The sequence below is a fragment of the Mycolicibacterium stellerae genome (assembly GCF_003719305.1).
GTDB classification, from domain to species: domain Bacteria; phylum Actinomycetota; class Actinomycetes; order Mycobacteriales; family Mycobacteriaceae; genus Mycobacterium; species Mycobacterium stellerae.
In genome coordinates, this window is record NZ_RARC01000001.1 from 436663 (window position 1) to 450509 (window position 13847).

Below are 13847 nucleotides of genomic sequence, written 5' to 3' on the forward strand. Positions count from 1 at the left end.
ACGTACGAAACCGCACCATCAGCCACTAGACATGCGGGCCAACGGCTTTCGCGACGGTCAGTAGCACTGCGGAGTCCTCCAGCGCCGCCAGGCCGTGCCTGGAGTCCGGGATGATGATGTGGTCACCGGCCGAACCCTCCCACTGCGCCTCTTGATTGGTGAGCCGCACCCGGCCGTGCAGAACGTGCAGCGTGGCTTCGCCGTTGGCTTCGTGCTCGTCCAGTTCGCTGCCCGCCCTCAGCGCGATCAGGGTCTGGCGCAACGAATGCTCGTGGCCGCCGTAGACGGTGTGCGCGCTCCGGCCGCTGCTGGCCGCGCGCGCGGTCTCGAGATGCTGACGCGCGAGGGCGGTCAGTGAAACCTTGTTCATAATCCGCATCCCCATTCAGCCGATCGGATATGCCATCAACATCACCATTCTCGTCATCGGCAGCATCGGCAAGGCCGGACCCGCGAAACGGCGGCGACCGCTGTGTGGTCGCCGCCGTCGTCGCCCCCGTCGAACTAGTGCGAGACCGCCTTCTCGGCCCCCACCCCGGTCAGCGACCGCACCTCCAGTTCGGCGTTGATCCCCGGGTCGGGCACATCCTTGGCCGTCAGCGTGCCGACGACACCGAGCACGAACGCCAGCGGGATCGACACGATGCCCGGGTTGGCAAGCGGGAACCACGCGAAGTCCAGGCTCGGCAACATCGCCGTCTTCGAACCCGACACGGCAGGAGAGAAGACGATCAGCACGAGGGTGGTGATGAGCCCGCCGTACATGCTCCACAACGCCCCTCGGGTGTTGAACCGCGTCCAGTACAGCGAGAAGACGATGGTCGGCAGGTTCGCCGCTGCGGCGATCGCGAACGCCAGCGCGACAAGGAATGCGACGTTCTGCCCGTTCGCCAAAATACCGAGCCCGATGGCGGCGACACCCAGCACCACCGCCGTGATGCGGGACACCCGCACCTGCTCGTCCTCGGTGACCTCGTGGCTCTTCATCACGCTGGCGTAGACGTCGTGCGCGAAGGACGTCGACGCGGTGATCGTCAGCCCGGCGACGACGGCAAGGATCGTCGCGAACGCGACCGCCGAGATCACGCCGAGCAGGACAACGCCGCCGAGCTCGAACGCCAGCAGCGGCGCGGCCGAGTTCTGGCCGCCTGCGGACGCCAGGATCCGGTCGGGGCCGACGATGGCCGCGGCGCCGTAGCCGAGCGCGAGCGTGAACAGATAGAACGCCCCGATCAGCGCGATCGCCCACACCACCGAACGGCGTGCTTCCTTGGCCGTGGGCACCGTGTAGAAGCGCATCAGCACGTGTGGCAGGCCTGCGGTCCCCAGCACGAGAGCGATGCCGAGTGAGATCAGGTTGATCTTCGACGTGGTCGATCCGCCGTACTGGGCGCCTGGCGCCAGCACGTCGCGGTTGGCGACCGCCTCGCTGGCCGAGCCGGAGATGGCCTGCTGCGCCGAACCCAGGATGGCGGAGAAGTCCATCCCGAACCTCGCCATCACCATCACGGTCATCACCGCTGCGCCGGTGATCAGCAGCACAGCCTTGATGATCTGCACCCATGTGGTGCCACGCATGCCGCCGATCAGGACGTAGCAGATCATCAGCACCCCGACGACCGCGATGACGATGCTCTGGCCGGACCGGCCCTTGACGTCGAGAAGCAGCGCCACCAGACCACCCGCCCCGGCCATCTGGGCCAGCAGGTAGAACAACGACACGGTCATCGTCGACGTCGCGGCGGCCAGCCGTACCGGCTTCTGCTTGAGCCGGAAGCTCAGCACATCCGCCATGGTGAATTTGCCTGTGTTGCGCAACAATTCGGCGACCAGTAGCAGCGCCACCAGCCAGGCCACCAGGAAGCCGATCGAGTAGAGAAAGCCGTCGTAGCCGTAGACGGCGATGGCCCCCGCGATGCCGAGGAAGCTTGCGGCCGACAGATAGTCGCCCGCGATCGCGATGCCGTTCTGCGGACCGGTGAATTCACGTCCGCCGGTGAAGAACTCTGCGGCACTGGACTTCTTGCGGCCTGCGCGGATCACCACGAAAAGCGTGATGACGACGAAGGCCGCGAAGATCGCGATGTTGGCGACCGGGTTTCCGACGGCCGGGGCTTCGGCGGCAAGCAGGTTCATGATTCCTCGCTCTCGAGTTCTGCACGGATCGCCTCGGCCCGCGGGTCGAGCTCCTTGTTTGCGAACCGGACGTAAAGCCCGGTGATGACGAAGGTCGTGATGAACTGGCCGAGCCCGAGCAGCAGGCCGACGTTGACATTGCCGAACACCGGGGTGGCCATGAAGTCCGTGGCGAAGGCGCCGAGCACGACGTACAGCCCATACCAAACCAGGAAGAACGCGGTCATCGGAAACACGAAGCGGCGCAACTTGCTTCGCAATTCCTGGAATTCGGGACTCTCTTGGACGGCGATGTACTGCGCTCTGCGTGCGGATAGCGCGTCTTGTTCTGGTAGATCCGTGAGGGACACCATGGACTCCTGCCTCGTCTGTGAGCCGGCTTGTGCCGGTGGCTTCTTGAGACCTTCCTCACATCGCGCGGCGCTGTCGACAGCCATACGGCCAAGCCATCGAGCGGTGCGGTGAACGGTCGATCGGGCGCGACGAGCGGTGCGGCCGTCAGTCGCCGGGAGTCCGCTCGACGCTCATGCCGAGGCGTTCGGGCAGGTGCATGCGGGCGAACACCCGAGCCGTGTCGGCAGGCACCGCGGCCCGGGTCAGCCTGCTGGCGACGATCATGGTGACGAATGCCAGCGGCACGCTGATCGCCGCGGGGTAGCCGGCCAGCATCGCGGGCCAGCCGCCGAGCATGTGCTCGTCGATTCCGCCTGCCAGGGTCAGGCCGGCAGCCGCGCCGGAGACGACGCCGCCCGCCGTCAATCCGCACAGGGCGCCCGCGGCCGTCAGCCCGCGCCACCAGATTCCCAGCACCAGAAGCGGGCACAGCGTGGACGCGGCGACGGCGAACACCAACCCGACGTTGCGGGACAGCTCCAAGGTCGACGCCGCCAGTGCCAGCGGCAGCGGCAGCAGACCCCCGATCAGCGCGGCGATCCTGAAGTCGCGCACCCGCCCGCGCAACACATCCGTCGCCAGCGCCCCTGCGATGCTCACCAGCAGACCCGACGACGTCGCGAGGAAAGCCGCGATCGCACCGGCGGCCACCAGCGCGCCGAGCAGACGCCCGACCGGCCCTGCGATGGCCGCTTCGGGCATCAGCAACACCGCGGCGTCGGCACCTCCGGTGATCAGAAGTTGCGGAACGTAGAGCCGGGCGAAGACGCCCATCAGCGTCGGGAAGGCGTAGAAGAAGGCCAGCAGGGCGATGACGGCCAACGCGGTTCGCCTGGCCGCCCGGCCGTCGGGGTTCGTGTAGAACCGCACCAGCACGTGCGGCAGTCCCATGGCGCCAAGGAAAGTCGCGACGATGATGGACAGCACCTGATACAGCGGATGCCCGCCGCCCAGTCCGCCGCCGGATCCTGCCCATTCCTCGCCGGTGCTCGGTGCGCCTGCGACGACGGGCGTCGCGGCCCCCGCAGCGAGTTTCAGCGTGCTGTCGAGACCGAGCGTGTGCCTGCCTGCCGACGGTATCGGCGCGTCCCGCACGGGTCGGCCGTCGAGGGTGCCCGAAACGGTGATCCCTGCGGGGGCGTCGACCTGGACCACGACGTCGGTGTTGATCGCGACGGTGGTCGGCCGCGCCACCGCGGGTGGTAGCGGCCCGCCGAGGGGGACCGGGTCGGCGAGGAAGAGCGCCGCCAGCGCGAGTGCCGGAACCGCGATCGCGGTCAGCTTCAGCCAGTACTGGAACGCCTGTACGAACGTGATGGAGCGCATCCCGCCGCCGACCACGTTGCCGATGATGATCGCGGCGACCGCAACGGGCCCGACCCACACCGGCAACCCGAGCAGGATGTTGATGGTCAGGCCCGCACCCTGATACTGCGGCACCAGGTAGAGCACGCAGATGACGACGACGAACAGCATCGTCACGGTCCGCAGTCGCGCAGAGCCAAGCCGGAAGTCGGTGAAGTCCGGCACGGTGTATGCGCCGGAGCGGCGCAGCGGCGCCGCGACGAACAACAGCAGTCCGAGGTAGCCGGCGGTGAAGCCGACCGGGTACCACAGCGCGTCGGCGCCGTACTTGGCGACCAAGCCGGCGACGCCGAGAAACGATGCCGCAGAGAGGTATTCGCCGGAGATCGCCGCCGCGTTGGAGCGGGCGCCGACCGTGCGGGATGCCACCAGAAAGTCCGAGGTGGTGCGCGATCGCCGCCCGCCGTAGACGCCGACGGCGACGGTGGCCATGGCCGCGGCGAGCAGGGCCGTGGCGGTAAGCGGGATGGACGAATGATCGGTCATGGTTCTTCGTCGACCACCCGGATGAAATCGCGCTCTGCCTGTTCGGCCAGGCGTACGTAGAGCCTGCCGACGCCGTACACCAACGGGTACATCAGCACCGCCAACACCAGCCAGTTCAACCGGACGCCGAACACCGCCGTGGATGCCAGAGCGGGAAAAAGGCTGCCCCCGACGGGAACCGCGACGATCACACACATCACCACCGCCGCCAGTCGCACCGCGAGGCCGAGCTGTGCTCGAACCAGCCCGCGCACGAGCGCGTCGCCGACCTCGGTCTGCTCCTGCACCTCCACGCGGGTGCGCACCATGCGCGCGCCGCGACGGTGTGCGAGGACGACCCTTTCGCGTTGCGGTCGTCCGCTAGTCATCGCCGCGCTCCGGTCGGTAGCCGCGCATCGGATCGCGGATCAGCCGGTCCCGAAGCTCTCGCGCCTGGCGTCGGCTCACCGGCAGCTCCACGGCAGGCGACGCACCGTTGGCCCGTACCCGCACCATCACCGACCCGGCGCTGGTGCGCATCCCGGTGACCATCGACAGCGAAACCAGATAGGAACGATGTACCCGTTGGAAACCGGCTTCGGCCCAACGGGATTCGAGCGTGCTCAACGGTATGCGCACCAGGTGGGCGCCGGAAGCGGAGTGCAGCCGTGCGTAGTCCCCCTCCGCCTCCACCCACCCGATGGTGTCCCTGCGGATCAAGTGGGTCACGCCTGCCACCTCGGCGGGGATCACGTCCGCGTTCGACTCGGCGGCGTCGTTGGCCGGCCTGGCCTGCTCGGCCACCCGGGTGGCCGCGACTCGCCGCACTGCCTCATCGAGACGGTCGCGTCTGATCGGTTTGAGTAGGTAGTCGACGGCGCCGACGTCGAAGGCCGCGACCGCTTTGTCGTCGTGTGCGGTGACGAACACCACCGCGGGCGGCTCGGCGAAATTGCCGAGCACCGAAGCGAGTTCGAGGCCCGACAACCCTGGCATGTTGATGTCGAGGAAGATCGCGTCGATCCCGCCCTCGCCGAGCTCGCGCAGCGCGGCGGTGGCATCGGCCGCGCCGCGAACGGTTCCGATGGCGGGATGTTGGCGCAGCAGGTAGGTGAGCTCGTCGAGTGCGGGCGCCTCGTCGTCGACGGCCAGCACCGTCATCGCGTCGCTCATGCGCCGACCCTGACGCCCGGCCGGAACTTGGGCACTCGCATCATCACCTTGGTGCCCGCGCCTGCCGCGGTCTCGACCACAAGACCGTAGTCATTGCCGAACGCGGCCCGCAGACGATGGTCGACATTCGTCAGCCCGACGTGGGCCCGCTCGTCGCCCGACCCCGGCTCGGTCAGCACGTCGGCGTGCCCGGCCCGCAGCGTCTCGGGATCCATCCCGACACCGTCGTCCTCGACGGTGATCGCGCAGTCCGACCCTTCGTCGCGGGCGACGATCTCGATCGAGCCGCCGCTTCGTCCGGCCAGCCCGTGCCGGACGGCGTTCTCCACCAACGGTTGCAGCATCAGGAACGGCACGACGACGTTGAGCACCTCGGGCGCCACGTCGAGCTTGACCGTCAACGAGTCCCCGAACCGGGCCCGCTCGAGGCGAAGGTAGCGGTCGATGTTGCCCAGCTCGTCGGCGAGGGTGGTGTACTGCCCGGCGGCGCGGAACGAATACCGCGTGAAGTCGGCGAAGTCGAGGATCAGTTCGCGGGCCCGGTCCGGATCGGTGCGCACGAACGAGGCGATCGTGTTCAGCGCGTTGTAGATGAAGTGCGGGCTGATCTGCGCCCGCAGTGCGATCACCTCGGCACGGTCCAGCCGCGCGCGGGAGGCGTCCAGCTCGGCGAGTTCGATCTGGCTGGCCGCGTAGCGGGCCACCTCGCCGACCGCGCCGAGCATCCCCGGCGCGGGCGTGTGCGCCGTCACCACGACGAGCACCCCGATCACACCCCCGTCGTCGGCGAGCAGCGGCTGGGCGATCACCGCGGGTTGGCGCCCGGTCAGCACCCGGCGGTGGCCGGAGATCGCGTCGTCGACGGCGCGCCCGCACGCGTCGAGGACGTCGCTGGTCCACACCGCGTCGTCGGGCGGATCGCGGGACAGCAGCCGACCCTCGCCGTCGTACAGCACGACACCGTCGGTTCCGGTGAGCTTGCGCAGGTGCGGCGCCGCCGCGCGCGCGGACTCCGGCTCCAGGCCCTTGCGCAGCGCGCGCGCCGCAAGCGATGCCGTGTGCAGCGCCTCGTGCACTGCCCGTTCGGTCGGGGTGGCCACCACGCGGCGGGTGCGCACGACGAAGGCCGCCGCGATCAGGCCCGCGACGGCCAGCACCGCCACGAGGGCGATCAGGTACACGCCGGACATCTCACCTCTTTTGAACCACGGTGCGACCATGGACTCGACCGTTCGGCCGACGGCATTGACCGGTCGGCGCTCGTCATGCGCCGCTCGCAGACTACTGTGACGCACGCCCGTTGATCAGGCATTTCGTGACTACGCTCACAGCGCATGACCGACACATGCACCGAAGCTCCCTCGACGTATGCAGCTTCTGCGGAGTTCGCCGCACAGGCCAACGCGACGGCCGACCTCTACGACCACGCCAACCGGGACCGGTTGGGATTCTGGGCCGCGCAGGCCGACCGGCTGTCCTGGCAGACGCCGTTCTCCCAGGTGCTCGACTTCTCCGACGCGCCGTTCGCCAAATGGTTCGTCGACGGCAGGCTCAACGTCGCCTACAACTGCGTCGACCGGCACGTCGAGGCGGGCCTCGGCGAGCGGGTCGCGATCCACTGGGAGGGTGAGCCGGTCGGCGATCGGCGCACCATCACCTACGGCGAGCTGTACACCGATGTGTGCCGCGCCGCCAACGCGCTGACCGGGCTCGGCCTGCGAGCCGGCGACCGGGTGGCGATCTACATGCCGATGGTTCCCGAGGCGGTCGTGGCGATGCTGGCGTGCGCACGGCTCGGGGTGATGCATTCGGTCGTGTTCGCCGGGTACTCCGCCGCCGCGCTGAAGGCCCGCATCGACGATGCCGAGGCCAAGCTCGTGATCACCACCGACGGGCAGTATCGGCGCGGTCAGGCCGTGCCGTTGAAGGAGTCCGTCGACGAGGCGATTTCGGCGGGCACCGACGCGAGCACCGTCGAGCATGTGCTCGTGGTGCGGCGCACCGGTATCGAGACTCCGTGGAGCGAGGGCCGCGACGTGTGGTGGCACGACGTCGTGAACTCGGCGTCGCCCGAACACACCCCCGAGGCGTTCGACTCCGAACATCCCCTCTTCCTGCTCTACACCTCGGGCACCACCGGCAAGCCGAAGGGCATCATCCACACATCCGGCGGATACCTGACCCAGACGGCATACACCCACCACTACGTCTTCGACATCAAGCCGGAGACCGACGTGTACTGGTGCACAGCCGACATCGGGTGGATCACCGGACACAGCTATGTCGTGTACGGGCCGCTTGCCAACGGCGCAACGCAGGTCCTCTACGAGGGAACGCCGGCTTCGCCGGACGAGCACCGCCACTTCGAGATCATCGAAAAATACGGTGTCACCATCTATTACACCGCGCCGACCCTGGTGCGCACGTTCATGAAGTGGGGCCGCGACATAGCCGACGCCCACAACCTGTCGAGCCTGCGGCTGCTCGGCACGGTCGGCGAGCCGATCAACCCCGAGGCGTGGCGCTGGTATCGGGATGTGTTCGGCGCCAACGAAACTCCGATCGTCGACACCTGGTGGCAGACCGAGACCGGTGCGGCGATGATCTCGCCGCTGCCAGGGGTGACGGTGTGCAAGCCGGGTTCGGCGACCAGGCCCCTGCCCGGCATCTCGGCGCGGGTGGTCGACGACAACGGCAACCTGATCGAGCCGAGCCCAGAGCTGGGCGAGCACGCGTCGGGCTATCTGGTGCTCGACGCGCCGTGGCCGTCGATGCTCCGCGGCATCTGGGGGGACCAGGACCGGTTCCGCGAGACGTACTGGTCGCGGTTCGCCGAGCAGGGCTGGTACTTCGCCGGTGACGGCGCGCGCTACGACCTCGACGGCAACATCTGGGTGCTCGGCCGCATCGACGACGTGATGAACGTGTCCGGGCATCGCATCTCCACCGCGGAGGTGGAGTCCGCGCTCGTCGGTCATTCGCACGTGGCGGAGGCGGCCGTCGTCGGGGCCAGCGACGAGCACACCGGCCAGGCGATCATCGCGTTCGTGATCCTGCAGGCCGACTCGGCCGACGGCGGTAAACACATGGTCGACGAGCTGAGGGCCGAGGTGGCGCGTGAGATCTCGCCGATCGCCAGGCCGAAGGAGATCCACGTGGTGCCAGAGTTGCCGAAGACCCGCAGCGGCAAGATCATGCGGCGGCTGCTTCGTGACGTCGCCGAGGGCCGCGAACTCGGCGACACCTCGACACTCCTCGATCCGGCAGTGTTCGAGGCGATCCGGAACGCCAGGTAGCGCGGCCGCGGCGGTGCCCGCGATGGGACCCAGTTCACCGGGTGACGACGCGGACGCCGGTGCGAGGCGCTAGCCTCGTGACCCATGACACGACGCAGGAGAATCGCCTCTGCGGCGATCGCCAGCACGCTCATCGGATTCGGCGCGTTGGGCATGGCCAGCGCGGTTGCCGATCCGGCGCCGCCCCTGATACCGGGCGAGCCCGTTCCGCCAGGCCAACCGGTGATCGAGCCCGTTCCCGCAGGCGACCCCGTCGGCGGCGACGTGATCGCGGCGCCGCCGCCGGCCGGACCGCCGATGGTGCCGGAGATCTCCAATCCCAAGTACGGATCGGGCAATTCCAGCGGTCCGTTGGGATTCCTCAAGGACGCCTGGAACCAGGCCAAGGACCCCTACAACTTCGCCGAAACGCCGGAAGGCGAGATGCCGGGCGGCGCCCCGCCGCCACCTGGGGCCGGCCCGGCGCCGCAGCTGCCGCCAGGGTTCAAATCGCTGAACGCCCCGGGATCGGAAGCACCGCCGACGGCACCGCAGGAGGGTGGTGGGCCGCCGCTGCCCGAGGGCTACTACCCGATCAGCGGGCCGCCGCCGCCCGGCTACTTCGATGCGCCGCCGCCCGCTGCCGACGCACCGCCGGGGATGGCGCCGATTCCGGTTGTGCCACCGCCGACGCCCTAGGCCTTAATCCCGGTTAGCTGCGCGCCCGGCCCTATGAGGTCGGGCCTCACAGCTGCGAGCAATTCGGTCGTGGCGCACTGCGCGCACGGCAACGCATCATCGGCTGATGCACGCGAATTGGGCCCACGTCGGTAGGGGCGCCGCAGCGCTGGGGGCGGCCATGGGTATCGGGCGGTTCGCATACACACCGATCCTTCCGCTGATGACCGCGCAGGCGGCGGTCACCCCGCAGTTGGCTGGAAATCTGGCGACCGCCAACTATGTCGGATACCTCGCGGGTGCATTGGCGGGCACCGCGTCGCACCGGCTGACTCGGTCGGCGATGGCGTTGCGGGCTTCGTTGGTCGTCTTGGTTGCGACGCTGGCCGCAATGCCGTTCGCACCCAACGCGGTTGGCTGGCTGGGCCTGCGGGCCGTTGCGGGTTTCACCAGCGCGGTGGTGTTCGTGATCGCCGTCAACTCGATGCTCGACCACCTCGGCGATCACGCGCCGCACCTGCCGGGCTGGGGTTTCGGCGGCGTCGGTGTCGGCATCGCCCTGTCCGCTGTGCTCGTGCTCGCCATGCCGACAGCGGGATGGCAGTCGGCATGGTGGCTCGCCGCGGTATCCGCCGCGGTGCTCACCGCGTGCGCGTGGTCCGTGGGCGGAAACGAAAGTGCGGCAATAGATTCCACAGCGGCGACTGCGCCGCGCGAGCAGCGCGGGCGTTTTGACCGCCGGTTCGCGGTGCTGTTCGTGAGCTACACCCTCGAAGGTTTCGGGTACATCGTCGCCGGCACGTTCCTGGTGGCGGCCATCAAACAGACCTCGTCGGGCTGGCTCGGCGACGGCGCCTGGCTGTTGGTCGGACTCGCCGCTGCCCCGTCGGCAGCACTGTGGGCCGCCCTCGGTGCTCGGTGCTCGCATCCGAAGCTGCTGGTGGTCGCGCTGACGCTGCAGGCGATCGGGATCGCATTGCCTGCCGTTGCGGGTGGCGCGACGGCCGCACTCGTCGGTGCGGTGCTTTTCGGAGGAACGTTCATCGGGGTGAGCACGATGACGCTGGCCGCGGGACGGCTGTTGAAGTTTCCCGGTGCGGTCGCCCTGCTGACAGCGGGCTACTCTGCGGGCCAGATCATCGGGCCCGTCGCGGTGGGGCCTCTGCTGCACCACGGCTTCGGTTACGCACTGTTGGCTGCCGCGCTGACCGTCGTCGCCGCTGCGGTCGCCGCAGCGCTGCTGCGCATTCCTCAGCCGGCGCGGTGAGGATCACCGGCGGGCAACCATGTTGACTCGCCGTCGAGGGACAGGTCGCCGACGTCGGCGGTGAAGGCCTCGATCACGGCCAGTACGGCCGGATTCGTCTCGCCGCGACGCCAGACCAGCGACCACGTCCACAGAGGTGTCGGCGCCACCACAGGGCGGCGAACCAGGTCGCCGGGTTCGGGGCCGTCCTGTGCCTTCGGGTTGTTGAGCACCGGCCTACGCAGCCGCCGCACATGCTCGAAGAACGGTTGACCTGTCAAGCCGCCGTCGTCGACCGTCAGTGTCCGCGCCCCGGTGCCGGCGGCGAACTGCGCGCCGTAGGAATTCCAGGACGACCATGTCGACTCATCGACGTCCAGCAGCACCACTGTGTCGTTTGCCGCGACCGGCGACGAATCGGAGCCGACGTCGACAGCGTAGAGCCGATCCACTCCGACGAGATGCGCCGCCAGAGATAGGGATTCGAGATCGGCGTCTTGCACCCAGCAGATCGCGAGATCGAGGCTGCCGTCGGCGACCCTGGCGGCCTGTGTGTGCGACGGCAACACCCAGGTGTCGACACGCAGCCGTGCCACCCCGGCGGCCCGCTCCGCCCAGTCGGCGGGGCACCACTTCACGTAGCCGATACGGACCGGTGCTGACGTCGCCAACCCCGCGGCCTGCCTTCGCAACTCGTCGGCCTGCTCAACAAGCGCGCGAACGTGCGGTAGCAGCGCCGCACCGCCTGCGGTCAAGGTCACCGAGCGGCGATCGCGATCGAACAGGCTCACCTTCAGGTCGCGTTCGAGTGCCTTGATCTGTTGGGAAAGCGACGGGCCTGCGATGTGCAGCCGATCGGCGGCACGCCCGAAGTTCAGCTCCTCGGCGACGGCGAGGAAGTAGCGCAGCTGACGCAGCTCCACGCCGCAAGCGTAGAGCAGCGGGAGGTTCGGCCTATCACCTGAGAGCAAACCGATCACACCGGCGCGCCATCGATTCCGGCTGGCCCGCGTTGAGCAGGACACCACACACGCACATTAGGAGCCGGACATGAACAACTCACAGCGCGTCGCCATCATCACCGGAGCCTCACAGGGCATCGGCGAAGGGCTGGTCTCCGCATACCGCAAGCTCGGATACGCCGTCGTCGCCAACTCGCGCACGATCGCCGAAAGCGACGATCCGATGGTCCTGACGGTGGCCGGTGACATTGGTCAGCCCGGGGTCGGCCAACGGATCGTCGATGCCGCGCTGAAGCGGTTCGGTCGGGTCGACACGGTGATCAACAATGCGGGAATCTTCGTCGCCAAACCCTTCACCGACTACACCGACGACGACTACGACGCCGTCACCGGTGTGAACCTGCGCGGCTTCTTCGAGGTCTCCCGCGCCGCGGTGCGCGCCATGCTGGCGCACGGCGAAGGCGGGCACGTGGTCAACGTCTCGACCAGCCTCGTCGACCATGCGAACTCGCGGGTGCCGTCGGCGTTGGCTTCGCTGACCAAGGGCGGACTGAATGCGGTGACCAAAGAGCTGGCGATCGAGTTCGCCGACCGTGGCATCCGAGCCAACGCCGTCGCGCTCGGCATCATCGCCACCCCGATGCATGACCCGGCGTCCTACGATGCTCTCGCGGAGATGCATCCGATGGGGCGGCTGGGTGAGGTCGGCGACGTCGTCGACGCCGTCGTCTATCTGGAGAACGCACCGTTCGTCACCGGCGAGATACTGCACGTGGATGGTGGTCAGAGTGCGGGACACTGAGATACTGCGCGAGGTCCTCGACCGGTGGAAGGCCGGGATCGACGCGGGAGCCCCGCAGCGAATCGCCGAGGTATTCACCGAGAACGCCATCTTCCAGGGCCTGCACCCATACAGCGTCGGCCGCCAGGGCGTTGTCGACTATTACTCGGCTCAGCCACCCGGCATGACGGTCACCTACCGGCTGCTCGAAACACGCAGACCGGCAGACGATTTGGTGCTCGGCTACGCCAGCGTCGACTTCGCATTTCCCGATCGGCCCACAGTCGACGTCTACCTGGGCGTGCTCCTCGAACGCGGTGACGATGGCTGGCGTATCGGCCACTACCAGGTGTCGCGCCTCGGCTAGCTCAGCTCCGGGATGACCTTCTGCTCGAACAGCTCGATGCCGCTGCGGTCATATGCTGCCTCGGGGAAGTAGAGGATCGCGTACTCGCAGCCGAGATCGCGCATGCGCTTCAACTTCTCGACGACCTGCTCGGGGGTACCGGAGGCGGAGTCCGGTGACTTGATCATGTTGAGCATGTTGTCGACCGCCTGCTCGTTCGCGACGCCGACTTGCTTGTCGCGAATCCGGGCGATGCGGTCCTCCACGTCTGCCTCGGATTCGCCGATGACGGCGTTGAAGTTCGACGAGCGCACGATCGCGTCGTAGTCGGTGCCGACGTCGCGGCAGTGATCGGCCAGCACCTGCGACTTGTGGGCGAAGACGTCGGGCTCGGAGCTGAAGTTCGTGTACCGCGCGTAGCGCGCCGCGATCTTCAACGTCACCTTCTCGCCGCCGCCCGCTATCCACAGCGGAGGACCACCGTCCTGCAACGGCTTAGGCGCGACGATGGCGCCGTCGACGTCATAGTGCTTGCCACCGAATGTGACTCGTCCGTCGCGCCAGGCATCGCGCATGATCTGGACACCTTCGTCGAGCCGGGCCAGCCGCACACCCGCCGAAGGGAACCCGTACCCGTAGGCCTTCCACTCGTGCTCATACCATCCGCCGCCGATACCCATCTGGACCCGGCCGCCCGAGATGATGTCGGCGGTGGCGGCCACCTTCGCCAGGTAAGCCGGGTTGCGATAGCTCATCGCCGTACACATCTGGCCGAGCTTGATGCGCGACGTGGTGGCGGCATAGGCAGACATCAGCGACCACGCCTCGTGGGTCGCCTCATCGGTGGGCATCGGCACGGTGTGGAAGTGGTCGTACACCCACAGCGAGTCCCATGCGCCGTTGTCGGCGTAGGTGGCCAGCTCACGCATCACCGGCCAGTGGTTTTCGGTGGGAATGTCGACGAGGTCGAGTCGCCAACCCTGCGGGATGAAGAGTCCAAAGCGCATGGCTCTCGACTCTATGCCCC

At 68.2% G+C, this 13847-nt stretch carries 14 protein-coding genes; 5 read left to right on the plus strand and 9 right to left on the minus strand.

What is annotated here, in order from left to right:
• Nucleotides 1-25: 25 nt before the first annotated feature.
• The 7 genes from D6M19_RS02145 to D6M19_RS02175 all read right to left on the minus strand — a co-directional run bounded on the left by D6M19_RS02145 (nt 26) and on the right by D6M19_RS02175 (nt 6722).
• Nucleotides 26-370, minus strand: coding sequence for a cupin domain-containing protein (locus tag D6M19_RS02145; protein WP_123023482.1), 345 nt, complete (start codon nt 368-370; stop codon nt 26-28).
• Between the two features lie 134 nt (nt 371-504).
• On the minus strand, nt 505-2136 hold the full coding sequence (locus tag D6M19_RS02150) for a monocarboxylic acid transporter (RefSeq protein ID WP_123023483.1): 1632 nt from the start codon (nt 2134-2136) through the stop codon (nt 505-507).
• A complete protein-coding gene (locus D6M19_RS02155; protein ID WP_123023652.1) occupies nt 2133-2486 on the minus strand; it encodes a DUF485 domain-containing protein in 354 nt (117 codons plus the stop codon). The genes D6M19_RS02150 and D6M19_RS02155 overlap by 4 nt, the downstream gene beginning before the upstream one ends.
• 148 nt (nt 2487-2634) lie before the next feature.
• On the minus strand, nt 2635-4380 hold the full coding sequence (locus D6M19_RS02160) for a sodium/solute symporter (protein WP_123023484.1): 1746 nt from the start codon (nt 4378-4380) through the stop codon (nt 2635-2637).
• Nucleotides 4377-4748 (minus strand): DUF485 domain-containing protein, encoded by a 372-nt coding sequence (locus D6M19_RS02165; RefSeq protein WP_123023485.1) that lies wholly within the window; start codon nt 4746-4748, stop codon nt 4377-4379. Before D6M19_RS02165 ends, D6M19_RS02160 begins: the two co-directional genes overlap by 4 nt.
• The gene (locus tag D6M19_RS02170; RefSeq protein WP_123023486.1) at nt 4741-5532 is read right to left on the minus strand and encodes a LytR/AlgR family response regulator transcription factor; all 792 of its coding nucleotides are present in this window, start codon (nt 5530-5532) and stop codon (nt 4741-4743) included. The genes D6M19_RS02165 and D6M19_RS02170 overlap by 8 nt, the downstream gene beginning before the upstream one ends.
• Nucleotides 5529-6722, minus strand: coding sequence for a sensor histidine kinase (locus D6M19_RS02175; protein WP_123023653.1), 1194 nt, complete (start codon nt 6720-6722; stop codon nt 5529-5531). Before D6M19_RS02175 ends, D6M19_RS02170 begins: the two co-directional genes overlap by 4 nt.
• A gap of 144 nt (nt 6723-6866) precedes the next feature.
• On the opposite strand from D6M19_RS02175, the gene acs reads away from it, so the two are divergent.
• The 3 genes from acs to D6M19_RS02190 all read left to right on the plus strand — a co-directional run bounded on the left by acs (nt 6867) and on the right by D6M19_RS02190 (nt 10752).
• A complete protein-coding gene (acs, locus tag D6M19_RS02180) occupies nt 6867-8828 on the plus strand; it encodes an acetate--CoA ligase (protein ID WP_123023487.1) in 1962 nt (653 codons plus the stop codon).
• Between the two features lie 84 nt (nt 8829-8912).
• A complete protein-coding gene (locus tag D6M19_RS02185; RefSeq protein ID WP_123023488.1) occupies nt 8913-9506 on the plus strand; it encodes a hypothetical protein in 594 nt (197 codons plus the stop codon).
• A 106-nt stretch (nt 9507-9612) separates the two neighbouring features.
• Nucleotides 9613-10752 (plus strand): YbfB/YjiJ family MFS transporter, encoded by a 1140-nt coding sequence (locus tag D6M19_RS02190; RefSeq protein WP_206428418.1) that lies wholly within the window; start codon nt 9613-9615, stop codon nt 10750-10752.
• On the opposite strand, the gene D6M19_RS02195 is transcribed toward D6M19_RS02190, so the two are convergent.
• Nucleotides 10737-11654, minus strand: a complete 918-nt coding sequence (locus D6M19_RS02195; protein ID WP_123023654.1) for a LysR family transcriptional regulator — start codon at nt 11652-11654, stop codon at nt 10737-10739. The two genes, D6M19_RS02190 and D6M19_RS02195, sit on opposite strands and share 16 nt — an antisense overlap.
• Before the next feature lie 127 nt (nt 11655-11781).
• On the opposite strand from D6M19_RS02195, the gene D6M19_RS02200 reads away from it, so the two are divergent.
• A complete protein-coding gene (locus tag D6M19_RS02200; protein ID WP_123023490.1) occupies nt 11782-12495 on the plus strand; it encodes an SDR family NAD(P)-dependent oxidoreductase in 714 nt (237 codons plus the stop codon).
• A complete protein-coding gene (locus D6M19_RS02205) occupies nt 12482-12841 on the plus strand; it encodes a nuclear transport factor 2 family protein (RefSeq protein WP_327389772.1) in 360 nt (119 codons plus the stop codon). Before D6M19_RS02200 ends, D6M19_RS02205 begins: the two co-directional genes overlap by 14 nt.
• Here D6M19_RS02205 and D6M19_RS02210 read toward each other — a convergent pair.
• A complete protein-coding gene (locus D6M19_RS02210) occupies nt 12838-13827 on the minus strand; it encodes an LLM class F420-dependent oxidoreductase (RefSeq protein WP_123023492.1) in 990 nt (329 codons plus the stop codon). The genes D6M19_RS02205 and D6M19_RS02210 overlap by 4 nt on opposite strands.
• Nucleotides 13828-13847: the final 20 nt, after the last annotated feature.

What these genes read in the sequence shown, in the direction of transcription:
- D6M19_RS02145 (WP_123023482.1), bottom strand. Translation starts at nt 370, where the DNA reads ATGAACAAGGTTTCACTGACCGCCCTCGCGCGTCAGCATCTCGAGACC.
- D6M19_RS02150 (WP_123023483.1), bottom strand. Translation starts at nt 2,136, where the DNA reads ATGAACCTGCTTGCCGCCGAAGCCCCGGCCGTCGGAAACCCGGTCGCC.
- D6M19_RS02160 (WP_123023484.1), bottom strand. Translation starts at nt 4,380, where the DNA reads ATGACCGATCATTCGTCCATCCCGCTTACCGCCACGGCCCTGCTCGCC.
- D6M19_RS02165 (WP_123023485.1), bottom strand. Translation starts at nt 4,748, where the DNA reads ATGACTAGCGGACGACCGCAACGCGAAAGGGTCGTCCTCGCACACCGT.
- D6M19_RS02170 (WP_123023486.1), bottom strand. Translation starts at nt 5,532, where the DNA reads ATGAGCGACGCGATGACGGTGCTGGCCGTCGACGACGAGGCGCCCGCA.
- D6M19_RS02175 (WP_123023653.1), bottom strand. Translation starts at nt 6,722, where the DNA reads ATGTCCGGCGTGTACCTGATCGCCCTCGTGGCGGTGCTGGCCGTCGCG.
- acs (WP_123023487.1), top strand. Translation starts at nt 6,867, where the DNA reads ATGACCGACACATGCACCGAAGCTCCCTCGACGTATGCAGCTTCTGCG.
- D6M19_RS02185 (WP_123023488.1), top strand. Translation starts at nt 8,913, where the DNA reads ATGACACGACGCAGGAGAATCGCCTCTGCGGCGATCGCCAGCACGCTC.
- D6M19_RS02190 (WP_206428418.1), top strand. Translation starts at nt 9,613, where the DNA reads ATGCACGCGAATTGGGCCCACGTCGGTAGGGGCGCCGCAGCGCTGGGG.
- D6M19_RS02200 (WP_123023490.1), top strand. Translation starts at nt 11,782, where the DNA reads ATGAACAACTCACAGCGCGTCGCCATCATCACCGGAGCCTCACAGGGC.
- D6M19_RS02210 (WP_123023492.1), bottom strand. Translation starts at nt 13,827, where the DNA reads ATGCGCTTTGGACTCTTCATCCCGCAGGGTTGGCGACTCGACCTCGTC.